The sequence below is a fragment of the Neisseria sp. HMSC065C04 genome, from assembly GCF_001815375.1.
In the GTDB taxonomy this organism is placed as follows: domain Bacteria; phylum Pseudomonadota; class Gammaproteobacteria; order Burkholderiales; family Neisseriaceae; genus Neisseria; species Neisseria flavescens_D.
In genome coordinates, this window is the sequence record NZ_KV820406.1 from 113,058 (window position 1) to 139,495 (window position 26,438).

The 26,438-nt window shown below is 49.4% G+C and carries 21 protein-coding genes; 9 read left to right on the plus strand and 12 right to left on the minus strand.

What is annotated here, in order from left to right; genetic code table 11:
* Positions 1-278 precede the first annotated feature (278 nt).
* From HMPREF3022_RS04395 to HMPREF3022_RS04425, 7 genes are all read left to right on the plus strand, one after another.
* Entirely contained in the window at positions 279-2,552 is a 2,274-nt protein-coding gene (locus tag HMPREF3022_RS04395; protein WP_239669540.1) for a NosR/NirI family protein, read from the plus strand.
* A 109-nt stretch (positions 2,553-2,661) separates the two neighbouring features.
* Positions 2,662-4,629 (plus strand): TAT-dependent nitrous-oxide reductase, encoded by a 1,968-nt coding sequence (gene nosZ, locus HMPREF3022_RS04400; protein ID WP_070765181.1) that lies wholly within the window; start codon positions 2,662-2,664, stop codon positions 4,627-4,629.
* Between the two features lie 192 nt (positions 4,630-4,821).
* A complete protein-coding gene (locus tag HMPREF3022_RS04405; protein WP_049322791.1) occupies positions 4,822-6,207 on the plus strand; it encodes a nitrous oxide reductase family maturation protein NosD in 1,386 nt (461 codons plus the stop codon).
* A gap of 56 nt (positions 6,208-6,263) precedes the next feature.
* A complete protein-coding gene (locus tag HMPREF3022_RS04410) occupies positions 6,264-7,163 on the plus strand; it encodes an ABC transporter ATP-binding protein (protein WP_049331188.1) in 900 nt (299 codons plus the stop codon).
* Entirely contained in the window at positions 7,160-7,990 is an 831-nt protein-coding gene (locus HMPREF3022_RS04415; protein WP_004519673.1) for an ABC transporter permease, read from the plus strand. The genes HMPREF3022_RS04410 and HMPREF3022_RS04415 overlap by 4 nt, the downstream gene beginning before the upstream one ends.
* Positions 7,987-8,481 carry a nitrous oxide reductase accessory protein NosL gene (locus HMPREF3022_RS04420; RefSeq protein WP_049331191.1) on the plus strand — a complete coding sequence of 165 codons (495 nt, stop codon included), beginning with the start codon at positions 7,987-7,989 and terminating at the stop codon, positions 8,479-8,481. The genes HMPREF3022_RS04415 and HMPREF3022_RS04420 overlap by 4 nt, the downstream gene beginning before the upstream one ends.
* A gap of 118 nt (positions 8,482-8,599) precedes the next feature.
* Complete coding sequence (locus tag HMPREF3022_RS04425; protein ID WP_049331192.1) at positions 8,600-9,625, plus strand: FAD:protein FMN transferase; 1,026 nt, start codon at positions 8,600-8,602, stop codon at positions 9,623-9,625.
* Positions 9,626-10,216: 591 nt separating this feature from the next.
* On the opposite strand, the gene HMPREF3022_RS04430 is transcribed toward HMPREF3022_RS04425, so the two are convergent.
* The 5 genes from HMPREF3022_RS04430 to ybeY form a co-directional block, all read right to left on the minus strand.
* Positions 10,217-11,128, minus strand: a complete 912-nt coding sequence (locus tag HMPREF3022_RS04430) for a MetQ/NlpA family ABC transporter substrate-binding protein (protein ID WP_070711910.1) — start codon at positions 11,126-11,128, stop codon at positions 10,217-10,219.
* Positions 11,129-11,325: 197 nt separating this feature from the next.
* Positions 11,326-12,012 (minus strand): methionine ABC transporter permease, encoded by a 687-nt coding sequence (locus tag HMPREF3022_RS04435; protein WP_070765182.1) that lies wholly within the window; start codon positions 12,010-12,012, stop codon positions 11,326-11,328.
* 1 nt (position 12,013) lies between these two features.
* The gene (locus HMPREF3022_RS04440) at positions 12,014-12,751 is read right to left on the minus strand and encodes a methionine ABC transporter ATP-binding protein (RefSeq protein WP_049331197.1); all 738 of its coding nucleotides are present in this window, start codon (positions 12,749-12,751) and stop codon (positions 12,014-12,016) included.
* Complete coding sequence (locus HMPREF3022_RS04445; RefSeq protein WP_049331198.1) at positions 12,748-13,590, minus strand: HlyC/CorC family transporter; 843 nt, start codon at positions 13,588-13,590, stop codon at positions 12,748-12,750. Before HMPREF3022_RS04445 ends, HMPREF3022_RS04440 begins: the two co-directional genes overlap by 4 nt.
* 1 nt (position 13,591) lies before the next feature.
* The gene (gene ybeY / locus HMPREF3022_RS04450; RefSeq protein WP_049331199.1) at positions 13,592-14,107 is read right to left on the minus strand and encodes an rRNA maturation RNase YbeY; all 516 of its coding nucleotides are present in this window, start codon (positions 14,105-14,107) and stop codon (positions 13,592-13,594) included.
* A 118-nt stretch (positions 14,108-14,225) separates the two neighbouring features.
* Between ybeY and hemC the strand changes: the two genes are divergently transcribed.
* Entirely contained in the window at positions 14,226-15,161 is a 936-nt protein-coding gene (gene hemC, locus HMPREF3022_RS04455) for a hydroxymethylbilane synthase (protein WP_141756493.1), read from the plus strand.
* Positions 15,162-15,224: 63 nt separating this feature from the next.
* Here the strand turns inward: hemC and yegQ are convergent, their stop codons facing one another.
* Positions 15,225-16,580, minus strand: coding sequence for a prephenate-dependent tRNA uridine(34) hydroxylase TrhP (gene yegQ, locus HMPREF3022_RS04460; RefSeq protein ID WP_070765183.1), 1,356 nt, complete (start codon positions 16,578-16,580; stop codon positions 15,225-15,227).
* Between the two features lie 327 nt (positions 16,581-16,907).
* Here yegQ and HMPREF3022_RS04465 point away from each other — a divergent pair, with 327 nt between their 5' ends.
* On the plus strand, positions 16,908-17,654 hold the full coding sequence (locus HMPREF3022_RS04465) for an amino acid ABC transporter permease (protein ID WP_049331207.1): 747 nt from the start codon (positions 16,908-16,910) through the stop codon (positions 17,652-17,654).
* A 75-nt stretch (positions 17,655-17,729) separates the two neighbouring features.
* Here HMPREF3022_RS04465 and nagZ read toward each other — a convergent pair whose 3' ends face one another.
* From nagZ to lnt, 6 genes are all read right to left on the minus strand, one after another.
* Positions 17,730-18,815: a beta-N-acetylhexosaminidase gene (gene nagZ / locus HMPREF3022_RS04470; RefSeq protein ID WP_049331209.1), complete on the minus strand. Its 1,086-nt coding sequence runs from the start codon at positions 18,813-18,815 to the stop codon at positions 17,730-17,732.
* Positions 18,816-18,912: 97 nt separating this feature from the next.
* A complete protein-coding gene (locus HMPREF3022_RS04475; protein ID WP_049331210.1) occupies positions 18,913-20,433 on the minus strand; it encodes a Na+/H+ antiporter NhaC family protein in 1,521 nt (506 codons plus the stop codon).
* 133 nt (positions 20,434-20,566) lie between these two features.
* Positions 20,567-22,066: a DegQ family serine endoprotease gene (locus tag HMPREF3022_RS04480; protein ID WP_049331212.1), complete on the minus strand. Its 1,500-nt coding sequence runs from the start codon at positions 22,064-22,066 to the stop codon at positions 20,567-20,569.
* Positions 22,067-22,311: 245 nt separating this feature from the next.
* Complete coding sequence (gene hemA / locus HMPREF3022_RS04485; protein ID WP_049331213.1) at positions 22,312-23,565, minus strand: glutamyl-tRNA reductase; 1,254 nt, start codon at positions 23,563-23,565, stop codon at positions 22,312-22,314.
* A gap of 147 nt (positions 23,566-23,712) precedes the next feature.
* On the minus strand, positions 23,713-24,576 hold the full coding sequence (rpoH, locus tag HMPREF3022_RS04490) for an RNA polymerase sigma factor RpoH (RefSeq protein ID WP_004519690.1): 864 nt from the start codon (positions 24,574-24,576) through the stop codon (positions 23,713-23,715).
* Between the two features lie 279 nt (positions 24,577-24,855).
* A complete protein-coding gene (lnt, locus tag HMPREF3022_RS04495; protein ID WP_049331215.1) occupies positions 24,856-26,403 on the minus strand; it encodes an apolipoprotein N-acyltransferase in 1,548 nt (515 codons plus the stop codon).
* Between the last annotated feature and the right edge of the window lie 35 nt (positions 26,404-26,438).

The window sequence follows — 26,438 nt, forward strand, 5'->3', positions numbered from 1 at the left end:
TAATAATATAGGGATGATTCTTGGATTGAGTTGATTTTCCTATGTTTCATGCCTAATAATAAAAGGTTTATTTAATGTAGTTCTAAAGTATTATTAGTATGTAGAATCTGGTTTTAAGATTTGTAAACTTGATTTTAATCAAATTGTTGGCGATAGATGATTCATATAATATAAGTGTTTAGAGTATCGATATATCGGGAATAGCCATGTCCTGTCTTGAAATGAAGTGCTTAAGTGGCATTTGGAAACGAATCCTTGTGCTTTTTGCTGTGTTTTCTATGATGATAGTAAGCCTGCCTGCTTACGCGGAGCGCTTGCCTGATTTCTTGGCAAAAGTTCAGCCTTCTGAAATTTTCCCCGGTGCTGATCGCTACGGCAAACCGGAAGGTAAGCCTTTGGTTGCTCGTGTATATAAAGGCGAAGAGCAGCTTGGCTTGGTTTATATCACGACTGATGTGGTCAATACGCGCGGTTATTCGAGTAAGCCGATTGATACGATGGTTGCATTGGCTAATGATGGCACTATTGCCGGAGCAAAATTGGTTGAACATCATGAACCAATTATGTTGATCGGTATTCCGCAATCCCGTGTCGATAAATTCATTGACAAATATATCGGCTTAAATTTTATCAAAACTCCGCCTCAGCCAGGTGTTGCGCCAGGGGATATTATTAGTGGTGCGACTGTAACCCTAATGGTCATCAATGACAGTATTCAGCGCTCTGTTAAAGCAGTAATCCATCAATATCATTTGGGTACAGATAAAGCAGTTCAAGCCGGTACGTCAGCTGCTTCTGGCGAACAGTCTGCCGAGCCTGCCGTTCAAACCCGTCCGCGTCGTGTTGCCAATCAAGACAAACAAGATATCCTGTCATGGAATGCGCTTTTGGAACAAAAAGCCGTCGGCCATCTGCATATTTCTATCGACGAAATCAATAAACTGTTTGAGAAAAGCGGTAAAGCAGGTGTGGCAGATCATGCAGAGCAGGGCGATGGTAATGATACATTTATTGATCTGTATGTTGCCTTGGTCAGCCAACCTTCCATCGGTAAAAGCCTTTTAGGTGAAGCCGGTTGGAACAACCTGCAAAAACGTTTGAAACCTGGCCAAGAAGCCGTGATGGTGGCCGGCGAGGGTCGCTATTCTTGGAAAGGTTCGGGTTATGTCCGTGGCGGTATCTTTGACCGTATTGAAATGATTCAAGGCGATACCAGCTTCCGCTTTACCGATGCGCAACATGAACGTGTAGTTGCTTTATCCGCCGAAGGTGCGCCTGCATTTAAAGAAGTTTCTTGGTTCACTATCCCCGAAGGTGTGGAATTTGATGGTGCTGAACCATGGCGTTTGCAATTGATGATTCAACGCGTATTGAGCGTAAATGATAAGGCATTTGTAACTGCCGATTTGGATTATGAATTGCCAAAAGGCTATTACGTTGACGATCCTAAAGCACCGCCGGTTGAAATTAGTGCACCGGTTGAGCCGGTGGCTGCGGCAGCCTCTGCTCCGGAAGAAAGTACAGGTATTGCAGAAGATGCAACAGCTGAGGAAGGCGTATCCAACCAACTTTGGAAACAGGTTTGGAAAGCCAAACAAGGTCAAATCGTGGTTGTCGGTATTGCTTTGACAATTCTTCTGTTGGTGTTCCTGTTCCAAGATTGGATTGTCCGTTACGAAAAATGGTATGACCGATTCCGTCTTTGTTTCCTGACCTTTACGCTGTTTTATATCGGCTGGTATGCTCAGGCACAATTATCGGTAGTGAATACTTTGACATTGTTCTCAGCTGTTTTGACTGAGTTCCACTGGGAATTTTTCCTGATGGATCCGCTGGTATTCATTCTGTGGCTCTTTACAGCGGCGACCATGCTGTTGTGGAACCGCGGTACATTCTGTGGATGGCTGTGCCCTTTCGGTGCATTGCAAGAGTTAACCAACCGTATCGCTAAAAAATTGGGTCTGAAACAGATTACAGTGCCACACTTGTTGCATACCCGTCTGAGTGCGATTAAATATGTAATTTTCTTCGCTTTGCTGGCAATTTCCCTGTACGATTTGGGTACGGCTGAAAAATTTGCTGAAATTGAGCCTTTCAAAACTGCAATTATTTTGAAATTCATGCGTGAATGGTGGTTTGTTCTGTTCGCCGCCGCTTTGCTGATTGCAGGCTTGTTCATCGAACGTTTCTTCTGCCGTTATCTGTGTCCTTTGGGTGCAGGTATTGCATTGCCAGGCCGCTTCCGTGTGTTTGATTGGCTGCGCCGTTATAAAATGTGCGGTAACCCATGCCAGATTTGTACTCACGAATGCCCAGTACAGGCAATCGCACCTGAAGGCGACATTCATCCGAACGAATGTATCCAATGTCTGCATTGTCAGGTAATGTATCATCACGATACGCGTTGTCCTCAAGTAGTGGCAACGAATAAGAAAAAACAAAAACAAGCGGCGGCAAAAGCTGATCAGCATGATGCGGCAGCAACGCAAAATGCCCAAGAACAAGTCGTCCAGTTTGTTAAAAAAGAATCGGCAATCAGTGTCGACAAGTAGTAATTTATCAATAAAAAAAGAGGGCTGTATCGGCAGCCCGACTTAGAAAGTTTTTCATCGGCAGGCCGTCTGAAAAATCGGCCGCCGGATTTTATCCAAGGAGTGTCGTATGTCAGACGAAAAATTAGAACAAAACGGCTTAAGCCGTCGTTCATTCTTAGGTACTGCCGCTGCTTCCGGTGCAGGTATTGCCGGTGCCGGTTTGTTGGGCTTGGCCGGTTGCTCTAACGGCGAGGGTGATAAAGCTGCTGCTTCCGGTGCTGCACCTGCCGAGAAAGCCGCTGCTCATTCTGCCGAGCCGGGCAAACAAACTTCCGAAGTCGGTCCGGGCGAACTTGACCAATACTACGGTTTCTTGTCAGGCGGTCAATCAGGCGAAATGCGCTTGATCGGTGTACCTTCTATGCGTGAGTTGATGCGTATCCCTGTATTCAATATGGACAGCGCTACCGGTTGGGGCCGTACCAACGAGAGCCTGCGTATTTTGAATGAAAAAATTACGCCGGAAACCCGTAAATTCCTGCAAGACAGCGGTCTGCGCTGCTACCCTAACGGCGACTTGCACCACCCGCACTTGTCTTTTACCGATCAAACTTACGACGGCCGCTATGCATATGCCAACGATAAAGCAAACAACCGTGTTTGCCGTATCCGCTTGGATGTGATGAAAACCGATAAAATCGTTGAAATTCCAAACGTTTCAGGTGTTCACGGTCTGCGTCCTCAACGCTATCCGAAAACCGGCTACGTATTTGCCAACGGCGAGCATATCGTTCCTGTTGACGGCGTAGGCAAATGGGATGATCCTAAAACTTGGAATGCTGTTTATACTGCCGTTGACGGCGAAACCATGGACATCGCATGGCAAGTATTGGTAGACGGTAACTTGGATAATGGCGATGCCGACTACCAAGGTAAATATTCTTTCTCTACCTGCTATAACTCTGAGCGCGCTCTGACTGTACAAGGTGCATCTTCCAACGAACAAGACTGGTGTGTGGTATTTAACCTGGCCGCCATCGAAGAAGGCATCAAAAAAGGCGACTTCAAAGAAGTTAACGGCGTGAAAATGTTGGACGGTCGTGCGGAAGCTAACTCTCCATACACTCGTTACATCCCGGTTCCTAACTCTCCTCACGGCTGTAATGCAAGCCCTGACGGCAAATACATCATGCTCAACGGTAAACTGTCTCCAACCGTTACCGTATTGGATGTCAGCAAACTGGATGACTTGTTTGCAGGTAAAATCAAAGAGCGCGATGTTGTCGTAGCCGAGCCTCAACTGGGTCTTGGCCCATTACACACTGCATTTGACGGTCGAGGCAATGCCTATACTACATTGTTTATCGACAGCCAAATGGTGAAATGGAACATCGACGATGCGATTAAAGCCTATAAAGGCGAGAAAATCGATCCGATCAAACAAAAACTCGACGTTCACTATCAACCGGGCCACAACCACACTACCATGGGCGAAACCAAAGAAGCCGACGGTAAATGGTTGGTATCTTTGAACAAGTTCTCTAAAGACCGCTTCTTGAATGCCGGTCCTTTGAAACCTGAGTGTGACCAATTAATCGACATCTCCGGCGACGAAATGCGTCTGGTGCATGACAATCCGACTTTTGCCGAACCACACGACTTGTGCTTGGTTGCCGCGTCTAAAGTGAACCCAAGCAAAACTTGGGACCGCAAAGACCCATGGTTCTGGCAAGAAGCTTTGGAACAAGCCCAAAAAGACGGTGTTGAGCTGGAAAAAGCTGCCAAAGTCGTACGTGAAGGCAACAAAATACGCGTGTACATGACTGCCGTTGCGCCTGCTTACAGCGTTCCTCAATTTGAAGTGAACCAAGGCGACGAAGTTACCGTATATGTAACCAACGTTGAGACCATTGAAGACTTGACTCACGGCTTTACTTTGGAAGGTTATGGCATTGCTATGGAGATTGGCCCGCAAGCTACATCTTCTGTAACCTTCAAAGCTGTCCGTCCAGGTGTACACTGGTACTACTGCCAATGGTTCTGCCACGCATTGCACATGGAAATGTCTGGCCAAATGATTGTTAAACCAAAATAATTTCGGTTTGATGATTTAATTCTTCAGGCCGTCTGAAAAAACATTCTTTCAGACGGCCTTTATAGCAAAGTTGTTTGTCGGCCGATATGGCCACAAAATGAAAGCCATCATCAGACAGCTTTGCTATAACACCAAAATACCTGTTTCCGCATCGGTTTATCATGCGGCAAGCAGGCCGTCTGAAACAGAGATATGATTATGACGCACACACAAATCCATCGTTCCAAATGGCAACGTGCCGCACTCGTATTGCTGCTTGGCAGCATGGTTCAGACGGCCTTTGCCGCAGTCATCAACGTATCCGCACAAGACAATCTCAATGATGCTTTGGCGCGCGCCCAAGCCGGCGATACGCTCAAGCTTGCCTCCGGTACATACAAAACCAAACTCTATATCGACAAACCCATTACCATCGAAGGCCCTGCCGACCGTTCCGCCAAGATTGTCGGCGACCGGAGCGGGAGGACGGTTGCCGTTCATGCGCCTGATGTAACTTTGCGCAATCTGACTGTTTCCCATTCCGGCATGAGTTTGCCGGCAATGGATGCCGGTATCTATTTAGAAGAGACGGCAACGCGCGCGCTGGTGGAGCATAACAACATCATCGACAATTCTGTCGGCGTGTATATTCACGGTGCGGCAGAATCCATGGTGCGGGAAAATAAAATCATCGGTGATGCAACCCTGCGCGTCAACGAACGCGGCAACGGCGTAACCGTCTGGAATGCGCCCGGTGCGCAAGTGGTCGATAACGATATTTCCAAAGGCCGTGACGGTATTTTTTCAAATACCAGTACTCATAATACCTACAAAGGCAACCGTTTTAGCGACTTGCGCTTTGCCGTCCATTATATGTACACCAATGACAGCGAAGTCAGCAACAATATCTCCGTCGGCAACAATATGGGTTATGTGCTGATGTTTTCCGAACGCCTGAAAGTGTATGGCAACATTGCCGTTGGCAGTCGCGACCAAGGCATTATGCTCAACTACGTCAATTATTCTGAAATTCACGATAATGTGATCAATAAGGCAGGCAAATGCGTGTTTGCCTACAATGCCAACTACGATAAAATCTTTGCCAATCATTTCGAGAACTGCCAAATCGGTATCCACTTCACCGCAGCCATCGAAGGCACAACCCTGTACGAAAATTCATTTATTAACAACGAAAGCCAGGTTAAATATGTCAGCACCCGCTTCCTCGATTGGGGCGAGGGTGGTCGCGGCAACTATTGGAGCGATAACAGTGCCTTTGACCTTGACGGCGACGGCTTCGGCGACAGTGCCTACCGTCCCAACGGGATTATCGACCAAATCATCTGGCGCGCACCCGTCGCCCGGTTATTGATGAACAGCCCTGCCATCAGCATTGTCAAATGGGCGCAATCGCAATTTCCCGCCATCCTGCCTGGTGGCGTAATTGATAGCAAGCCTTTGATGAACCCTGTCCGCAATAAAACGACAACCAAATACGAAGCCATGAAGGACGAATTGCTGCATGAAGCAAAAACGCACCAATCCGAATGGGGTAATGCCGAAAACGGTGCGCTGACAGGCGGAAATGCCAATATGTAACCTTTCAGACGGCCTAATATCAAAGGCCGTCTGAAACATTCACTAGAGGAATATCCATGAGCAGTACCAACCACGTTGAATTAAGAAACGTGACCAAGCAGTTTGGCAGCCAAAAGGCCGTCAACCAAGTTGATCTGGTTCTCAAGGCAGGCGAGAGCGTCGGCATGGCAGGACACAACGGTGCAGGCAAATCTACCATTATGAAGCTGATACTCGGCCTGATTACGCCGACCAAGGGCGAAGTGATGCTTTTGGGAGAGCCGACCGGCAGTAAAGCAGGCGCGCAGCGTCGCAGCCAAATCGGTTACCTGCCTGAAACGGTTGCATTGCACCCTTCATTGACCGGTATCGAAACCATGGATTTCTATGCCAAACTTAAAAAACAGCCCCTGAGTAAAAACCGTGAATTGCTCGAGCGTGTCGGCATTTCTCAAGCGGCACGCCGCCGTGTCGGCACTTACTCCAAAGGTATGCGCCAGCGTCTCGCTTTGGCACAGGCCTTGTTGGGTGAGCCTAAAGTCTTATTGTTTGACGAACCGACCACAGGCCTTGACCCGGCTTCACGCCAAATGTTTTACGAAGTCGTGCGCGAACTGAATGGACGCGGTGCGACCGTATTGCTCAGCACCCACGCACTGGCCGAGCTTGACGGCCACGCCGACCGCATCATCGTCATGAAAAACGGCGTGAAAGTTGCCGACGGCAGCATGGATGAGTTGCATGTTCAAAGCGGTCTACCGCTGACCGTCAACGTCCGCTTGAAAGAAGCGCGTCCGTTGAGCGAGCGTTGGCATCCGCTTTCAGACGGCCTGTCATACCAAGCGCAATGTAAAGCAGAAGAGCGCATGGCTCTTTTGAGCGAATTGGGTGATTTGGGCAGTCTTGCCTACATCGATATCCACACGCCTACACTTGACGATATGTACGCGCAATTCTTGAAGAGGGAAGACGTATGAACCCCGTTTGGATTATTACCGGCAAAGAAGTTCGCGACAGCCTGCGCAACCGTTGGGTTCTTGCCGCCGCACTTTTGCTTGCCGCATTGGCACTGTCATTAGGCTTTCTCGGCAGCTCGCCTACCGGTTCGGTCAAGGTTGATCCCTTGACGGTAACTGTAGTCAGTCTGTCCAGCCTGTCTATCTTCTTGATCCCGCTGATTGCGATGTTGCTCTCTTATGATGCACTGATCGGCGAAATCGAGCGCGGTACAATGGCGTTGTTGCTAAGTTACCCCATCTCGCGCAACCAAATCCTTGCCGGTAAATTTATCGGCCACCTCATCATTCTTGCCCTTGCTACCACCGCAGGCTACGGATTGGCAGGTATTACCCTTCAGCTTGCCAACGGCGGTTTTGATATTGCCGCATGGCAACCTTTCGCCCTTTTGATTGCTGCCAGCGTGATTCTTGGCGCAGCCTTTTTGTCCATGGGCTATTTGATCAGCGCAAAAGTTAAAGAACGCGGTACCGCCGCCGGTATCGCCATCGGCGTATGGCTGTTTTTTGTCGTTATTTTCGATATGGCGCTTTTGGGTGTTTTGGTTGCCGATACCGAACAAGTCATTACCGCGCCTGTAGTGGAAACCGTTCTTTTGTTCAACCCCGCAGATATTTATCGCCTGCTGAACCTGACGGGTTACGAAAATACAGCCATGTATGCCGGCATGGCAGGTTTGAGCGAACAAATCAGCCTGAGTATGCCTATTTTGCTGACGGCTCAGGTATTATGGGTTATCATTCCTTTGATTTTAGCCGCCTGGATTTTCGGAAAGCGACAAATATGAGAAAAATACTATTGACAACCTTCACACTCATCGCATTGGCAGCCTGCAGCAAGCAGGACAACAGCCCTCCGCCTGCGCCCCAACAAATCAGCGACAGCGCAGTGGGTCATTACTGCAGCATGAATTTGACTGAACACAACGGCCCTAAAGCGCAAATCTTCTTGAACGGCAAACCTGACAAACCGGTTTGGTTTTCCACCATCAAGCAGATGTTCGGCTACACCAAGCTGCCTGAAGAGCCGAAAGGCATTCATATCATCTATGTTACCGATATGGGTAAAGTCAAAGATTGGGAAAAACCCAATGCCGACGCCGAATGGATAGATGCGAAAAAAGCCTATTACGTTATCGAAAGCAGCTTTATCGGCGGCATGGGTGCGGAAGATGCGCTTCCGTTTGCCGACAAGGCTCAGGCTGAAAAATTCGCCAAAGAAAAAGGCGGCAGAGTAGTCGGTTTTGCAGAGATGCCCGACGAATACATTTTCAAATAAAACAACCAATAAAGGCCGTCTGAAACAGTTTCAGACGGCCTTTGTGTTGGAAGCTGCCGATTGCTGATTTAATGAATGAGGCTTTCAATATAAAGATAAAAAATCTAAGGAATACTTTATGTCCACCCCTTTAACGCGCCGCCGTTTCCTTGCCATAGTTGCCACCCTTGCTGCCGGTGTCGGCATTCCTTTTGCCATCAGCCGCAAAACCAATCAACCGACGCATCCGACCAGCCCAAATCAAGAAGAGCAGCCAGTTATTTGGAGAGGCATTGCATTGGGTTCGGGCGCGGAGTTGCGTTTGTTCGGCGTTGAGCGCAAGCAGGCAGAAATATTGGTCAACAAAGTATTGGCGGAAGTTTTACGGTTGGAAAAAATCTTCAGCCTGTATCGGGACGACAGCCTGATCAGCCGTTTAAACCGAGAAGGCCGTCTGAAAAATCCGCCATCCGATTTTTTGCAGCTGCTCAGTATCAGCCGAGATATCCATCAGCTGACGCAGGGTGCGTTTGATCCTAGCATTCAGCCATTGTGGAATCTGTATGCCGATCATTTTAGGCGAAACCCAAAAACCGAAACGCCACCATCTGAGCGCAGTATCAAAGACACGCTCAAATTAGTGGATTTCAACAAAGTCGATTTTGATACCAAAGAAATCCGTTTTGCCCAAAAAGGCATGGGCTTGTCGCTTAACGGCATTGCCCAAGGCTATATCACCGACAAAGTAGCTGAATTGTTGAAGCAGCAAGGCGTTTCTCAGGCATTGATTGATATGGGGGAGATTTACGGCTTTGATAATGCCAACCAGCGCGAGTGGAATGTCAGCATCCGCAATCCTGACCAAGAAGACCAAATCCTGACCACCATTGCCATGAAAAACCAAGCCTTTGCCACATCGGGCGGCTATGGCACGGTAATGGACGAAGCTGGCAAATTTACCCATCTGTTTGACCCGCGCACAGGCGGAAGCCAGCCGCGCTATAAAAGCATGAGCGTTATGGCGGAAAGTGCGGCAGTTGCCGATGCTTTTTCTACCGCATTTTCTATTATGGATGAAGCGGCCATCCGAGCAGCGGCCCAAGTTAAAAAGGCACAGGTTTGGCTGGTGATGCCGAATAATGAATTGAAGAAGATTGGAAGTTGAGGAGAAGGGCGGTCTTGCTTGCGGTTTTGACTATGTGTATAGGGCAGGGAAGGCTTGGTTGCTGAAAAAATGGAGGATAAAAAAGAAGGGCTGCCCAAGGGGCAACCCTGAAACTCTTGCAGCTGGGAGTAATTAGCAAGAGATTACGACACTTAAAACAAAAATTCACTCATTTCAAAGCACGAAGCTTTAATATCTAAGCAAAACGGTATTTCGACCGCTCAAACCCCTTCGATACGGAGAAACACAACATATATGGGAAAATCCGACAAAGTGGTTTGAAGCAATTCAGATGAACGGTCTGTAATGCAGATAACCGGATGTCTTTAGATGAACGGTATAATATCAGGATAAGCGGAACATTACTAGTGAATATTATAAAAAAGTAGAATAATTCATTTAGTGATTGATTTTATTGAATAAAAATATGATTTTTTATTGAACTTTTTTACAACATATTGATTTGGTTTTAAAAAGGGAATTACGTAAGTATTTGGTGTTAATCAAAAAACTTGTTTTGAGCTTTGAGAAGAGATAAGCAATAGAAAAAGGCCGTCTGAATGTTCAGACGGCCTTTTTTCAAAAAGTTACTTATTTGGTTGCAGAAGCAGTAGAAGCAGCTTCGGCTTGAGCACCTGCAGCTGCGTTTTCACCCCATGCAGCAGGATATTTGTAACCGGCAAAGCGTTTTTTTGAGTAGGCTTTGAATTCGTCAGAGTTGTAGGCTTCGGTTACATCTTTCAGCCATTGGCTGTCTTTGTCGGCAGTGCGGACGGCAGACCAGTTAACGTAGGCGAAGCTTGGCTCTTGGAACAGGGCTTCAGTCAGTTTCATGCCGCTGCTCATGGCGTAGTTGCCGTTAACGATGGCAAAGTCAACGTCGGCACGGCTGCGTGGCAGTTGGGCGGCTTCAAGTTCTACGATTTGGATGTTTTTTGGATTTTCGGCAATATCGTTTTTAGAAGCAGTCAGCGGGTCAACGTCGGCTTTCAGTTTAATCCAGCCCAATTCGTTCAACATAACCAATGCACGGGCAAAGTTAGATGGGTCATTAGGTGCAGAAACGCTGACACCGTCTTTCACTTCGTCCAAAGATTTCAATTTGCCAGGGTACAGACCCAAAGGTGCGGTCGGTACTTGGAAGGCTTCAACGATGTCCAGTTTGTGTTCTTTTTTGAAGTCATCCAGATAAGGTTTGTGTTGGAAGATGTTGATGTCCAATTCGCCTTCAGCCAAAGCAAGGTTGGGGCGCACATAGTCGGTGAACTCGATCAGTTTGACTTTATAGCCTTTTTTCTCTAAAGCCGGTTGGATTTGGTCTTTAACCATATCGCCGAAGTCGCCGACGGTTGTACCGAAGACGATTTCTTTTTTCTCTGCGCCGTTGTCGGCAGAAGAAGCGGCAGAGGCAGCAGGCGCGCTGTCTTTTTGACCGCCGCAGGCAGCCAGTACGATGGCCAGCGCAGCGGCTGAAAGGGTTTTGAAGAATGTGTTGATTTGCATATTTTGCTCCTGATGGATGATAAAACGGTTCCAGACGGCCTCAATCTGCCGCCGTTAAAAAAAGAGGGATTGTAAATCTATTTTGGAAATATGAGGACGTTTTTTGTAAATTTATTTGGAATATATATCCTAATATGTTCTAAACAGATAACAGACCGTCTGAAAAATAGTAAGTCCATTTCAGACGGCCTGTTTGCTTAACGCTTGTCCAATTTGCGTGCCAATCTGTTGCCGATACCTTGAATCAGGATAACGAGTAAAACCAGGATGGCGACGATGAAGATGATGACTTCCATTTGATAGCGGTAGTAGCCGTAACGGATAGCAAGGTCGCCCAAGCCGCCGCCGCCAATCATACCTGCCGCCGCGCTGTACGACAGAAGGCCGATAGCCAGTACGGTAATGCTGGAAACCATACCTGCGCGCGCTTCATTTAAAAGCACTTTGCAGATGATGCTCATGGGGGAAGCACCCATTGCGGAGGCCGCTTCAATTACGCCTCTGGGTACTTCGCGCAGGTTTTGCTCGACCAGACGGGCGAAGTAGAACAAGCCGGATACGCTCAATACCAATGAGGCGGCAACCGGGCCGATGGTCGTGCCGATGATGGCGCGTGTAACAGGAATCATGGCAATCATCAGGATGACGAAAGGGAATGCGCGCATCAGGTTGACCAGGTTGTCCAAAAACAAATTCAGCTGTTTGTTGTAGTGCAACTGATGACTTGACGTCACAAACAGCAATACGCCCAAAATCGTACCGAAGATAACGGCGAAAGTAGTCGATAGGCCGACCATAATAAAGGTTTCGCCCAAGGCTTGGATAATTTCGCCCTTCATGCTGACGATGGTCTCAACAGCACTTTCAAATGTTAAATCTGTCATATTAGTCCTCTCGAATCAGCTCTTGCCCGATTTCGGATTGGGCATGGATTTGGTTGCCGTGTACTTCAACGATTTCCAGCAGACGGCCTTTATCCAAGAGGGCGGCACGGTCACACAGGCGGCGGATAACGCTCATTTCGTGGGTAACGATGACGATGGTTACGTTGAAACGTCGGTTGATGTCTTCCAAACACTTCAAAACGCTGCGCGTAGTGGCGGGGTCGAGGGCGGAAGTGGGTTCGTCGGCGAGGATGACTTGAGGTTGCGGCGCCAGCGCACGGGCAATGCCGACACGTTGTTTTTGACCGCCGGAAAGTTGGGACGGGTAATGGTTGGCACGGTCTTGCAAATCGACGATTTCCAAACATTCTTCAACACGCGCTTGGATTTTTTTAGACGGCCATTTGGCAATTTCTAAAGGGAAGGCGACGTTTTCGGCAACGGTACGGTTGCTTAAAAGATTGAACTGTTGGAACACCATACCGATATTTTGTCGGGCGTGGCGCAGTTGCGTGGCGTTGAGCGCGGTTAGTTCTTGGCCGCATACGCTGACGGTACCTGTATCCGGACGTTCCAATAAATTAATCAGGCGCAGCAGGGTGGATTTGCCTGCGCCGGAATAGCCCATCAGGCCAAAGATTTCACCCTGTTTGATTTCGAGGCTGGTCGGCTCGACGGCGATAAAGTCTTTGTTGTCGCGTGTTTGATAGTGTTTGGAGACGTGATCCAGAATAATCATGGTTTATCCGTGTTTTCTTTAATTCGTGTGGCCATCAGGGTGTGCAGACGGCGGTTGTCGGCGCGTGCGACGGTAAATTGCAGGCTGCCGATGATGACTTTTTCGCCGCGTACGGGCAGATGTCCCAACTCTTGAATGACCAGGCCGCCGATGGTATCGGCTTCTTCGCTGCTGTATTCCGTACCGAAGAAGGTGTTGATGTCTTCGATTTCGGTAGCGGCGTGGATGCGCCAGCGTTCGGAAGAAACGGCGTGGATATTGTCGGCGCTGTCGTCTTCGTCAAATTCGTCTTCGATGTCGCCGACGATTTGCTCGATGATGTCTTCAAAGGTGACCAAACCGGATGTGCCGCCGTATTCGTCGATAACAATCGCCATGTGGTTGCGCTGTTCGCGGAATTCTTTTAAAAGGGAGGCCAGCGATTTGCCTTCGGGAACGAAAACGGCAGGGCGCAAGACGGATTTCAGGTGGAACTGCTCGGGGTTGAACATATATTTGAGCAGGTCTTTGGCGTGCAAAATGCCCAAAACTTCGTCTTTGTCTTCGCCGATGACGGGGAAACGCGAATGGGCGGTTTCGATGACGTAGGCCGTGATGCGCTCGATGCTGTCGTTTTCTTTCAATACGTTCATGCGGCTGCGCGTAATCATGGCATCGCGCACTTCCAGCTCGGCAAAGTCCAATACTTTTTCCAGCCGGGTCAGTGTGTCGGCATCAAAAACTTCCTGTTCGTGCGCTTGGCGCAACAGGGTCAATACGTCTTCGGCGGAGTCGGGCTCGCCGGCAAGTCGGGAGATCAGGCGTTCGAAAAACTTGGGTTTCGACTGCGTACCGTCCATTTTAATATTCGTCCTCTTGGTAGGGGTTGGGGAAACCTGCCGCCAGCATCAGGCGGATTTCTTCGGCTTCCATTATTTCGGCTTCATCGTCTTCGATGTGGTCGTAGCCCATCAGGTGTAAAGTACCGTGTATGGTCAGGTGGGCAAAATGCTGCTCAGGTGTTTTGCCTTGTTCGGCGGCTTCTTTCAAAACCACTTGCGGGCAAATCACCAAATCGCCATACAGGCCGTCTGAAAACTGGTCGGGCAGAATTTCGCCTTCGTTGAGCGCGAAACTCAATACATTGGTGGCGTAATCTTTGCCGCGGTAGTCGCGGTTGTAAGCGCGGGCTTCTTCTTCGTCCAGAAGGATCAGGCTGATGTCTGCGCGGCGGTATTCGTTTTTCAAGGCAGACCACGCCCAGCGGCAGAAGTCGTTCTCTGAAGGAAGATTGGCGGCGGAAGAGGCGTTTTCAAAGTTCAGATGAAAACGTTGCCGCTGTAAGGATAAAAAAGGATATTGTTTGGCGCGTTTCATGTTGTCCGGAAAATTTGGTTTTTAGGCGTAAATATAACATATTCACCCTCATGCCGTCTGAAAAACCGCCCAAAATATGATAGACTTCATGCCGTTTTCCATCTTTCAGGCAACCATTATGAACCCGAAAAAACTCGTTATCGCCAGTCGCGAAAGCCTGCTTGCCATGTGGCAGGCAAAACATATCCAAGGCCGTCTGAAAGCCCTGTATCCCGATTGCGAAGTCGAGATTTTGGGCATGACCACGCGCGGCGACCAGATTTTGGACAGAACTTTGTCAAAAGTTGGCGGTAAAGGCTTGTTTGTCAAAGAGTTGGAACAGGCTTTGTATGACGGTCGAGCCGACTTGGCCGTGCATTCTATTAAAGATGTACCGATGGATTTGCCTGAAGGTTTCGCGCTTGCGGCCATCGGCGAACGCGCCAATTCGTTTGACGCATTTGTGTCCAACCAATACGCGCGTTTGGAAGAAATGCCCAAAGGCGCCGTCGTTGGCACATCCAGCCTGCGCCGCGAAGCCCAGTTGCGCGCGCGCTATCCGCATTTGGTTATCAAACCTTTGCGCGGCAATGTGCAAACCCGTTTGTCCAAACTCGATAACGGCGAATACGACGCGATTATCTTGGCCGCCGCCGGTTTACAGCGTCTGGAACTGGACGAACGCATCCGCATGATTTTGTCGGAATCCGACAGCCTGCCTGCCGCCGGACAAGGCGCATTGGGTATTGAAATTGCAGCGCATCGCGAAGATTTGTACGAAGTCTTGAAGCCTTTGAATCACGATACCACACACGCCTGCGTTACGGCCGAACGCGCTTTGGCGCGCGCTTTGGGCGGAAGCTGCCAAGTGCCGCTGGCCGCATATTGCACTGAAGAAAACGGCTTGCTGACCTTGCGCGGCTTGGTCGGCCATCCTGACGGTTCGGTTATTTTGCAGGCGGACGCGCAAGCCCCAGCCGAATACGCCGATGCTTTGGGTCGCGCTGTCGCCAAAAAACTGGCAGATGACGGTGCGGAAGAATTGATTGCTGCCGTATTGCAAGAACAGGCTTAAAACAGCATAGATCATTTAAAAAGGCCGTCTGAAACTTTCAGACGGCCTTGGTTTTGTTGATGCTTAAGGATTCATAATCCGCGCAACCAAAGCTTTTTCTTTACCTTGCATATTGGGGATTTTGACCTGAATGCCGTTGCCTGGGGCGACATCGACAGGCTGGCCTTTGCGGGTCATTTGTTCCAATTTGATGGTTTGGTTGCCGCTCGGGTGGATGATTTCGAGTGAATCACCGATGGCAAAGCGGTTTTTGACTTCGATAGTCGCCCAGCCGTTTTCATCGATTTCGGTAACGTGGCCGACATATTGGCTTTGTTTGGCGATGGAGTGGCCGGTCAGGTAGTTTTGGTAATCCTGAGTTTGGTGGCGCTCGAGGAAGCCGCTGGTGTAGCCACGGTTGGCAAGGCCTTCGAGTTCGCTCAACAGACTGTAATCAAACGGACGGCCTGCAACGGCATCATCAATCGCTTTGCGGTAGGACTGGGCCACGCGTGCAACATAATAAAGCGATTTGGTGCGGCCTTCGACTTTGAGGCTGTCCACGCCGATTTTGGCCAGTTTCTCAACCACTTCAATGCCGCGAAGGTCTTTGGAGTTCATGATGTAGGTGCCGTGTTCGTCTTCCATAATCGGCATCATTTCGCCTGGGCGGTTGGACTCCTCAATCAGGAAGACTTTGTCGGCGTAGGGGTGGCGTTTCTGACCGTTGATGCCTTCGAAGTTTTGGTTGGCTTCTTCTTGGGCTTTTTCAAAGTTGAAGCCTTGCAGAAGCTGGGCGTCGCCCGCATCACTTTCAGTGGCGTTGTGGACTTTGTAGTCCCAGCGGCAGGAGTTGGTGCAGGTGCCTTGATTTGGGTCGCGGTGGTTGAAATAGCCTGACAATAGGCAACGACCTGAATAAGCGATGCACAATGCGCCGTGGATGAAGACTTCGAGTTCGATGTCGGGGCATTCTTGGCGGATTTCGGCGATTTCTTCCATGCTCAATTCGCGTGACAGGATGATGCGTTCGACGCCGATGTTCTGCCAGAATTTCACGCCCCAGTAGTTGGTGGTGTTTGCCTGAACGGACAGGTGGATTGGCATATCCGGCCATTTTTCGCGCACGGTCATGATCAAACCCGGATCCGCCATAATCAGCGCGTCAGGTTTCATGGCAATCAAGGGCTCCATATCGGAAACGAAGGTTTTGAGTTTGGAGTTGTGCGGCAGGGTATTGACGGTCAAAAAGAATTTTTTGTTGCGTTCGTGCGCTTCTTTAATGCCTTGCTCGAGGACGTCGAGTTTGGCAAATTCGTTGTTGCGGGCGCGCAGGGAGTAACGCGGGCTGCCGGCGTAAACGGCATCTGCGCCATAATCGTAGGCGGCTCGCATACGTTCGAGGCCGCCTGCAGGCAATAAGAGTTCGGGTGCTTTCATGTTTTATGCTTTTTAAAATGTTTTCAGACGGCCCTCAAGGGAAGAGGGAAGGCCGTCTGAAAGATGTTTGAAGAATGGGCGGATTATCCGCTGTTTTTGTGTTTCGGTCAATTTTGTGTCGGGTTTGCGCTTTGTTTTTTATACGGAAAATGTCTAATATGATGAAAGGTTAAAAGGGGCTGCAATTCATTGGAAATGTAAAAAAAGCAGGGTTGGGCGGAATAATTTAACAAAAAACCGTTCAAGCAATGTATTTTCTTGTAAAATATCAAGCTTGATTTTAAAAAATATTCGGATTAGTTACCGATTTTGACCGACGGAAGGTTTATGGATTTTCGTTTTGACATTATTTATGAATACCGCTGGATGTTTTTTTACGGCGTATTAGCGACGCTGGGAATTACAGTGGTTGCAACGATTGGCGGTTCGATTTTAGGTTTGCTGCTGGCGTTGGCTCGTTTGGTTAATCCGGAAAAAGCCGGTGCGCCGATACGTGCCTTGGCTTGGGTGTTGCGTAAGATTTCTTTTGTGTATGTTGCGTTGTTCCGCGGTACGCCATTGCTTGCTCAAGTTATTATTTGGGCTTTTGTTATTTTCCCATTTTTTGTACATCCTACTGATGGTGCATTAATCAGCGGAGAAGCTGCAATTAATTTTCGTCGTTCTTATGGCCCATTGATCGCTGGTGTAATGGCTTTGATTGCCAACTCAGGTGCATATGTTTGTGAGATTTTCCGTGCCGGTATCCAGTCGATTGATAAAGGTCAAATGGAAGCTGCGCGTTCTTTGGGTCTGACCTATACCCAGGCGATGCGTTATGTGATTTTGCCTCAGGCTCTTCGCCGTATGTTGCCGCCACTTGCAGGTGAATTTATCACGCTTTTGAAAGATAGTTCTTTGCTGTCTGTTATTGCAGTTCCTGAACTTATGTCTGTTCAAAAAGCGATTACTGGCCAGTATTCGATATTCCAAGAGCCGCTTTATACGGTTGCATTGATTTATCTTGTATTGACGAGTGTATTAGGATGGGTATTCTTACGTTTGGAACGTCGCTATAACGTAAAACTTCATTAATTAGGAAGACAAAAAAGGAAGACTTTTTCAAGTCTTCCTTTTTTATTTGCCGTCAATGTTTCAGACGGCCTGAAATCAGAATGCTTCGCCAACTTTGACACCGCCTGCAATGTCTTTTGGCGTAGCCAGTTTGGCAGTTGCTTGTTGGGCGGCTTGGAATTCTTCGGTTGCCACGATGTCGGCAGCTTCTTGTACGGTCAATGTGTTGGCCATGTATTGCCAACGCGCTGCCAAGTCGGTGTTTGCCGGTGCGTGGAAACCGTCTCGCAATTCATCTACCAAGTCAGGGCGGTTGCACACCAGTACAATATCGCAGCCTGCTTCAAAAGAAAGGCGGGCGCGTTCTTTAATACCGCCGACACCGCATGCGCCTTCCATGGTCAGGTCGTCTGAAAAAATAACGCCGTTAAATCCGATTTCTTGGCGCAGGATTTGTTTCAGCCATTTTTCGGAGAAGCCAGCAGGTTGGCTGTCGATTTGCGGGTATACGACGTGGGCAGGCATGACTGCGGCCATGCCTGCTTGGCTCAATGCTCGGAAGGGGATAAGGTCGGCCGCTTCGAGCGCTTCGCGGCTGCGTTCGTCGCAAGGCAGGACGTGATGGCTGTCGCCTTCGACAAAGCCGTGGCCGGGGAAGTGTTTGCCGCAAGATTTCATGCCGCCTTTGTTCAGGCCTTTTTGCAGGGCAAGGGCAAGCTGGGTAACGATGTTGGCGTCGCGGTGGAAACTGCGGTTGCCGATGACGGCGCATTGACCCCAGTCCAAATCCAATACAGGCGTAAAGGATAGGTCGATACCGCAGGCGGAGAGTTCGGTCGCCAAAACCCAGCCGACTTGTTCTGCTTGGGCGCAGGCGGCTTCTTCGCCTTCGTTATCCCAAATTTCGCCCAATACATTCATGGCCGGCAGGCGGGTGAAGCCGTCAATAAAACGTTGAACCCGTCCGCCTTCGTGGTCGACGGCGATGATGAGTTCAGGAGTACGGACGGCTTTGATTTCTTGAACCAAAGCTTTGAGCTGAGAAACGTTTTCAAAGTTGCGGCGGAACAAAATAACGCCACCGACGGCAGGGTCGAGCAGGCGTTGTTTTTCTTCTTCGGTCAGATGATAGGAGGCGACGTCGGCCATGACTGGGCCGCGTGGAAGATGAGGCGTATTCATTGTTTTGTCCTGAATAATGTATATATTGGATAATCGTTATGTTCAGACGGCCTGAGAGTATAGGAATATCTCAGGCCGTCTGAATATTGGTTTTGAATTAGGCATTTGCTTTTATCTTGTCTTTCAAGATCAGAATCAACACAACCATCACGATGCCGGTTACCACAAAACCTAAAGGTGCAGAGCCAGTCATGCCCAGCACGAGGTAGCCTGAGGCGGCAGACGCGGCTACGGTCAGCGCGTAAGGGAATTGTGAGGTAACGTGGTCGATGTGGTTACAGTGTGCGCCGGTAGAAGAGAGGATGGTGGTATCGGAAATTGGCGAGCAGTGGTCGCCAAATACGGCACCGGCCATTACGGCAGACATACAAGGGATAATCAGCGAAGGTTCGACTTTGACGGCCATGGCGGCGGCAATCGGCAACATGATGCCGAATGTGCCCCAACTTGTGCCGGTAGCGAAGGCCATCACGCCTGCGAGCAGAAACAAAATCACGGGTAGGAAGCCTGCGTGGATATTGCCTGCCACCAAAGTGGAGAGGTATTCGCCGGTGTGCATCTCGCTGACAACGGTGCTGATGATCCATGCCAAAATCAAGATGGTAATGGCACCGCGCATAGAGATGATGCCCTGCCAAATGGCTTTAGGGTAATCGTTGGTTTTGATGGTGCCGATGGTGCAGAGGATGACGGCCAATACACCGCAAGTACCGCCGAATACGAGGGAAGTGTTCACGTCGGTATTTTCAAACGCGCTGAGTAAAGAGAAGGTTTCAGAAGCTTGTGCGCCAGTGTAAATCATGGCGGAAACAGTGGCAACGATCAGTACCAAAACCGGCACAATCAGTGCGAATACGCGACCGTTGGGATGGCCTGTTTCAACGGTTTCATCATGAGTTTCGTTCAAGGCGGCGCGTTCCAAACGAGCCATAGAGCCGATGTCGAAGGAGAACCAGGCAACGACAAACACCATAATCAACGCGAAGACAGCGTAGTAATTCATCAAGCTCATGGCCACGAATGCGCCCATTGGTGTGTAGTCTGTGATGTTGTAAGTCACCAAAAGGCCTGCCAAAGTAGCAATAATCGATGCCCCCCAGCTGGATACAGGCATCAAAACGCACATCGGTGCGGCAGTGGAGTCAAGGATGTAAGCCAGTTTGGCACGGGAAACTTTGAATTTGTCGGTCACAGGGCGGGCAATCGCACCGACGGCAAGGCTGTGGAAATAGTCGTCAATAAAGGTAACGAATACCAGACAGGCGGTCAGCAGCTTCGCACCGCGACGGCCCTTGATATGCTGTTTTGCCCAATCGGCAAATGCTTGGTTGCTGCCGGAATGCGTCAGCAGGGAAGTGAAAATCCCCAAAAGCACCAAGAAAAGCAGGATTTTGGGTTTGCCCAAAGACCAATCGCCGTCCGCCCAAGTCAGGCTGACTGCCATGTCTTTCAAGTGAACCAAAGCATCAAGTGGATTACCGCCTACCAGCAGGAATGAGCCGACGATAATGCCGACACCGAGGGACAGCAATACACGGCGCGTGGCAATGGCCAAGGCGAGCGCAATGGCTGCCGGGACGATGGATAAAATAGAATTTGAATAATTAATAAGTTGCATAATTATATTGTATATAAGCGGTGAAATATTTTCAGACGGCCTAAACTGGAAGACGGATAACAAAATACCCACTGCCTCTGACAGATGGGTATTTTATCATCTAACACATCATCATGCCGTCTGAAAAATCGGACTACTGCAGATTTAGCGCGAGGAACAAAGTATTGCCTTCGCGTTGTACCAAAAGCGGTACGTTTTTGCCTGAGCTTTCCAAGGCGCTGCGGAAAGTAGATTCGTCATTGACGCTGATTTGGCTGACGGCAATAATTTCGTCGCCGCGTTTGAGGCCGGCACGTTCGGCCGCACCGCTAACGCGCAGAACGATCAAGCGTTGTTTGCCGTCTGCGTTTTCAACCTGCAAAGTCAGGCCTGCGTTTTCAACGGTAAATCCGTCATGGCCGCCATCGTGTTGCGGGTGTTCGGCCTCTTTTGCAGAAGTTTCCGTTTGTTCGGCTGCGCTGCCAAGTTTGACTTTGACATCGGTTTGTTTGCCACCGCGCCAAATGCTCAAAGTAACTTCTTTACCCGGCATCATTGAGCCGACCATGACTGGCAAATCGCTGGAGGCGCGGACTTCTTCTCCGTTTACGCTGCGGACAATATCGCCGACTTGCAACCCGGCTTGTTGCGCTGCGCTGTTCGGCATGATTTTGGCAATCAGTGCGCCGCTTGCTTTGTCCAAACCGAAAGATTTGGCCAAATCGTAAGAAACTTCTTGGATAACCACGCCCAATTGGCCGCGTTGGACTTTGCCGTTGGCTTTTAATTGGTCGGCCACATTCATGGCAACATCAATCGGAATGGCAAATGAAATGCCCATGAAACCGCCGCTTCGGCTGTAAATTTGTGAGTTGATGCCGACTACTTGGCCGCGGAGGTTGAATAACGGGCCGCCTGAGTTACCGGGGTTGATGGCAACGTCGGTTTGGATGAACGGCGTGTAGTTTTCATTCGGCAGGCTGCGGCCTTTGGCGGAGACGATGCCTGAAGTTACGCTGTTGTCAAAGCCGAATGGCGCGCCGATGGCGGCTACCCATTCGCCCGGTTTTAAATCTTTCGGATTGCCGATTTTGACAACCGGCAAGTCTTCTTGCGGCTCGATTTTTAAGAGGGCAACGTCGGATTGGGCGTCTGAGCCGACCAGTTTGGCCGTGTATTCGCGTTTGTCGTTGAGTAGGACTTTGATATTGCCCATGCCGGCAACCACGTGGGTATTGGTCAGGATATAGCCGTCTTTGCTGATGATGAAGCCGGAACCGAAATTCAAAGCATCGCTTTCGGTATCTTCTTGCGGCATGTCGGGCATATTGGGAACAAGGCGCTTGAAGAACTCGTAAAACGGATCGTTGTCGGGGAATTGGCTCAGGTCCATGCTATGGTCGTCATCCGGTGTCGCGGTACGTTTTGCCGGTGTCGCTTGAATATTGACGACGGCCTGTCCTTCGTTTTGCACCAGTTGGGCGAAGTCGGGCAACAACATGCCGACTTTTCCGTCATCGGTATTGGTTTCTATGCGTTGGACGAGTTCTTTGTTTTCATCTTTGTCGAAAAAGGTGCTGACTTTGTCGCAACCTGAAAGAAGGGAAGCTGAGAGGACAGCAAGGGCCAGATATGTGTTTGTTTTAATATTCACGAAAGTTCCTTTTGCCGGTGCCTATCGTATTGTCGGCATGCGTTTGAGCCGGCAGGCAGTTTTATTGTTTGAATGCTGTTTAAATGTATAAGATAGGATTTTTACACTTTAACGGTTTTTTTTCAAGCATTTCATTTTAAATGAAAAAATGATAATTGGGATTTTATTGTTTAAAGGCCGTCTGAAAGCTTTGGAATATGACCTGTCGGTCGGTTCGCTTCTTTCAGACGGCCTTTAAATTATGGTCAGTCGTGTTGATCCAAATGGTAGATCTGCGCCACGGCATCGATTAATTCGCTGTTGTCCGAGCCGGCTTTATTGAGCGTGCGTGTCGGAGAGTGGAGCAGTTTGTTGGTCAACTGAATGGAGAGGCGTTCGAGGACATCCTCGGCGGATACGCCTTTTGCCAGTTGCTTCATGGCATTTTCCAATACTTGGCGGCGTGCGCGTTCGCCTTCGTCGCGCAAGGCGCGGATAAGCGGAACGCTTTGGCGGTTTTTCTGCAGGCGGATAAATTCGCTGACCTTTTCTTCCACCATGCTTTCAGCCGCCGCCGCTGCCTTTTTGCGTGCATCTTTACCGCTTTGGACAATGTCCATCATGTCGTCTACGGTATAGAGATATGCGTCTTCCAATTCGCCGACTTCGGCTTCGATATCGCGCGGAACGGCCAAATCCAGCAGGAAAACAGGCATGTTGTGGCGTTTTTTCAATGCGCGTTCGACCATGCCTTTGCCGACGAGGGGAAGTTGGCTGGCAGTGGAAGAAACAACCACGTCGTAATCGTGAAGAATATCGGGTAATTCGTTCAGCAGGCAGGCTTCGGCGTTGACACCGAGTTTGTCGCACAATTCCTGCGCGCGCTGGTGTGTACGGTTGGCAACGGTAATGAGCTTTGGATTTTTAGCGGCAAAATAAGTGGCCACCAGCTCAATCATTTCGCCTGCACCGATAAAGAGGACGTTCAGATCGGAAATGGAAGGGAAGATTTGCTCTGCCATTTTGACCGATGCAGAAGCCATGGAGACCGAGTTTTCGCCGACGGCAGTGTCGGTACGAACTTCTTTGGCAACGGCAAAGGTTTTTTGAAACAGGGCGTTTAAGTGGGTATTGATGCTTTCCTGTTCTTGCGCAACGCGGACGGCATCTTTGATTTGACCGAGAATTTGCGGTTCGCCCAAGACCATGGAGTCCAAACCGCAGGCGACGCGGAAGGCGTGGCGGACGGTTTCATTATTATCTAAGGTATAGAGGTAAGGGCGGATTTCTTCGGCAGGCAGGTCGTGATATTGTGCCAACCAGTCGATGATTTTTTCGGCTTCACCGACGCAGTAAAGCTCGGTGCGGTTGCAGGTAGAGAGAATGACTGCTTCTTCCGCCGCCTCACTGCGCGCGAGGTTGGACACGGCATCCGGCAGATTTGCAGCTGCAAATGCCAGTTTTTCGCGTATGCTCAAGGGCGCGGTTTGGTGATTGAGTCCGACGACGGTAAGTTGCATGGTTATGGTATGACTGGGTAGTGTGTGTGGTGGGTATTATAGCTTAAGTGGGCTTTAAAATGAATGTGTTGGGGGAGAAGATGCAATGAGGTTTGCCATCGAAAAGGCCGTCTGAAAAGATTCAGACGGCCTTTTATCAAGAAAGGCTTAAACGGCTTCAGCTTCTTCTGCCAAGAAACCGCGCAGTTTTTGCATAGCTTTGGCTTCGATTTGGCGGATGCGTTCGGCAGATACGCCGTATTCGGCAGCCAATTCGTGCAGGGTCAAACCGCCATCGTCTTGCAACCAGCGGCTTTCAACGATACGGCGGCTGCGGTCGTCCAGTTGTGCCAAGGCGTTTTGCAGACCTTCGGTTTGCAGGGCGTAGTGGGCTTGTTTGGACAACTGACGGCTAGGCTCTGCATCGTGGTCGGCCAACCAGTCGATAGGGGCGAAGTTGTCCTCGTCATCGTTGTTTTCCGCCATGATGCCGATGTCGTGACCGGTCATGCGTTGTTCCATTTCCAAGACTTCGGACAATTTGACGCCCAAATCGTCGGCGATTTCTTGCGCTTCTTTTGGAGACAAGGCATTCAGGTTTTTACGCATGCTGCGCAGATTGAAGAACAGTTTGCGTTGCGGTTTGGTTGTGGCAACGCGGACCAAACGCCAGTTGCGCAAAATGAATTCATGGATTTCGGCTTTAATCCAATGCACGGCAAACGAAAACAGGCGCGCGCCGCGGCTCGGTTCGTAGCGTTTGACGGCTTTCATCAGGCCGATATTGCCTTCTTGAATCAGGTCGGCTTGGTTGAGGCCGTAGCCGTCGTAGCCGCGTGCAATGGATACGACGACGCGAAGATGGGACAGGATAAGCTGTTTGGCGGCGTTGAGATCACCTTTTTGTTGACGTTCGGCCAGTTGTGTTTCTTCTTCGGCGGTAAGCATTGGAATGCTGTTGACAGTATGAATGTATTGCTCGAGGCTACCGTTGCCGCTGTGGATAACGGGTAATGCAAAAGCTTTATTCATAAAGGATAATCTCCTTGATTGGGCCGTCTGAAAACGGCTTTTTGTTTATTGTGTGACAAGCAGTATAACACTGCCTGTGGTTTGTTTTGTTATGGGTTGGATTTTTTCTGTAAATTAACGATAGATTCAATAGTTTTTACTGCTTGAATCGCAAGGGTTGATTGTCTTAGAAAATTTGAGTGATTTGCTAGGTTTTGTCTAAGTATATTACAAACATTTCTGTATGTAAATAGTTTTAGTAATAAAAAAGACCTTGTATAACAAGGTCTTAAAATTTTTTTATTCTGGTTTCTTCCGGCCAATCAGGATAAGGAATACGCCGATAACGGCCAAAATGCTGATAAGCCATGTTGAGCCGCCTGCTTTCATATAAGGCGTTTCACCGATGTAGCCTTTGACGTGGCCTTCGAGGACGGTTTCTGTATCCGGTTGGGCTTCGGCAACAATCGTGCCTTTAGGGGAAATAATGGCGGTCGCGCCGGTATTGGTGGCGCGAACCATGTAGCGGCCTAGTTCCATTGCACGCGCTTGGGATTGTTGAAGCTGCTGATACATGGCATTGGATTTGCCGTACCACGCCATATTGCTGATGTTGGCGAGCAGGGTGGAGCGTTTCGCCGTTGCGATGAGTTCGTCGCCGAAACCATCTTCATAGCAGATATTGAAGGCAACTTTTTGATCTTTCATCACCAAAGGCGCTTGGTTGTCGCCGCCTTTTTGAAAGTCGGCCAAAGGCATATCCATCATTTTATAGAGACGCTCGGTAATAGCGGGCAAGGGCTTGTATTCGCCAAATGGAACGAGGTGGTTCTTGGCGTAGTAGGGGATAACATCAGAAGTGCTGTTGTGATAGTCGCTCAAATTGATAACGGCATTTTCGTAGCCGTTGCCGTCGGGCGTATATTGGCTGATGCCGATGGCCAATGCGCTGCCGTTGCTTTGCGCCTGTTCGGCGAATTGTTCCAAGATGCCTTCGGGCAGGTCTTGGCGCATCAGCGGCAGGGCGGTTTCTGGCAGGATGACGATGTCGGCACTGGTTTTGCTGATTTGTTCGTAGTATTTCTGAATGGTCGGAATGATTTGCTCTTCCTTCCATTTCAGATTTTGCTCGATGTTGCCTTGAATCAGGGCAACCGTGCTGGTGCTGCCGTCAGGGCGGGTGTATTCGGTTTGTTGGGAAATGTAGCCGACGGAGCAGAGTGCAACGATAAGGAATAAGGGCAGGAGGCGGTGTTTCAGACGGCCATGGTTGTCAATCAGCAACACCAGCCATGCGCTGAGGAAAGCGGTTGCCAGCGTGACCATATGAATGCCGCCCAAAGGCGCGAAACCTGCCAACGGGCTGTCTTTGATGATTTGGGAATAGCCGATTGCACCCCAGCCGAATCCGGTCAGGAAACGTTCGCGGGCAAATTCTGCCAGCGTCCATAAAATCGGCAACAGGAGGCCGGTTTTGGCCCAGCGTGACAGGTTGCATTTTTTCCACATCCAAAAACAGATGGCCGGATAAAGCGCAAGAAATGCCGGCAGCAGGAAGGTGAGGGGGATGGCGTATGAATCCGGCAAACCCGAAACGTCATGCAAGGCAGTGTGTATCCAATAAAACTGCGCCGTATAACCGATTAATCCGAACAGATAGGCAGTCATGACGGCAAAGCGCGGACGCAATTCAATCAGGCGTATCAGCGCGCCAAACAACAGCGGCATCAGCCAGAAATGATAATACGGGGCGAAAGTGAACGGTGTCGCGGCGGCAATCAAGATAACCAGCGGCCAGTAAAGCAGCGGATGTTGCCAATATTGTTCGAGTTTACGGAAAATATTCATGCTTTAAATGGTATTGAGGCCGTCTGAAAAGTTTT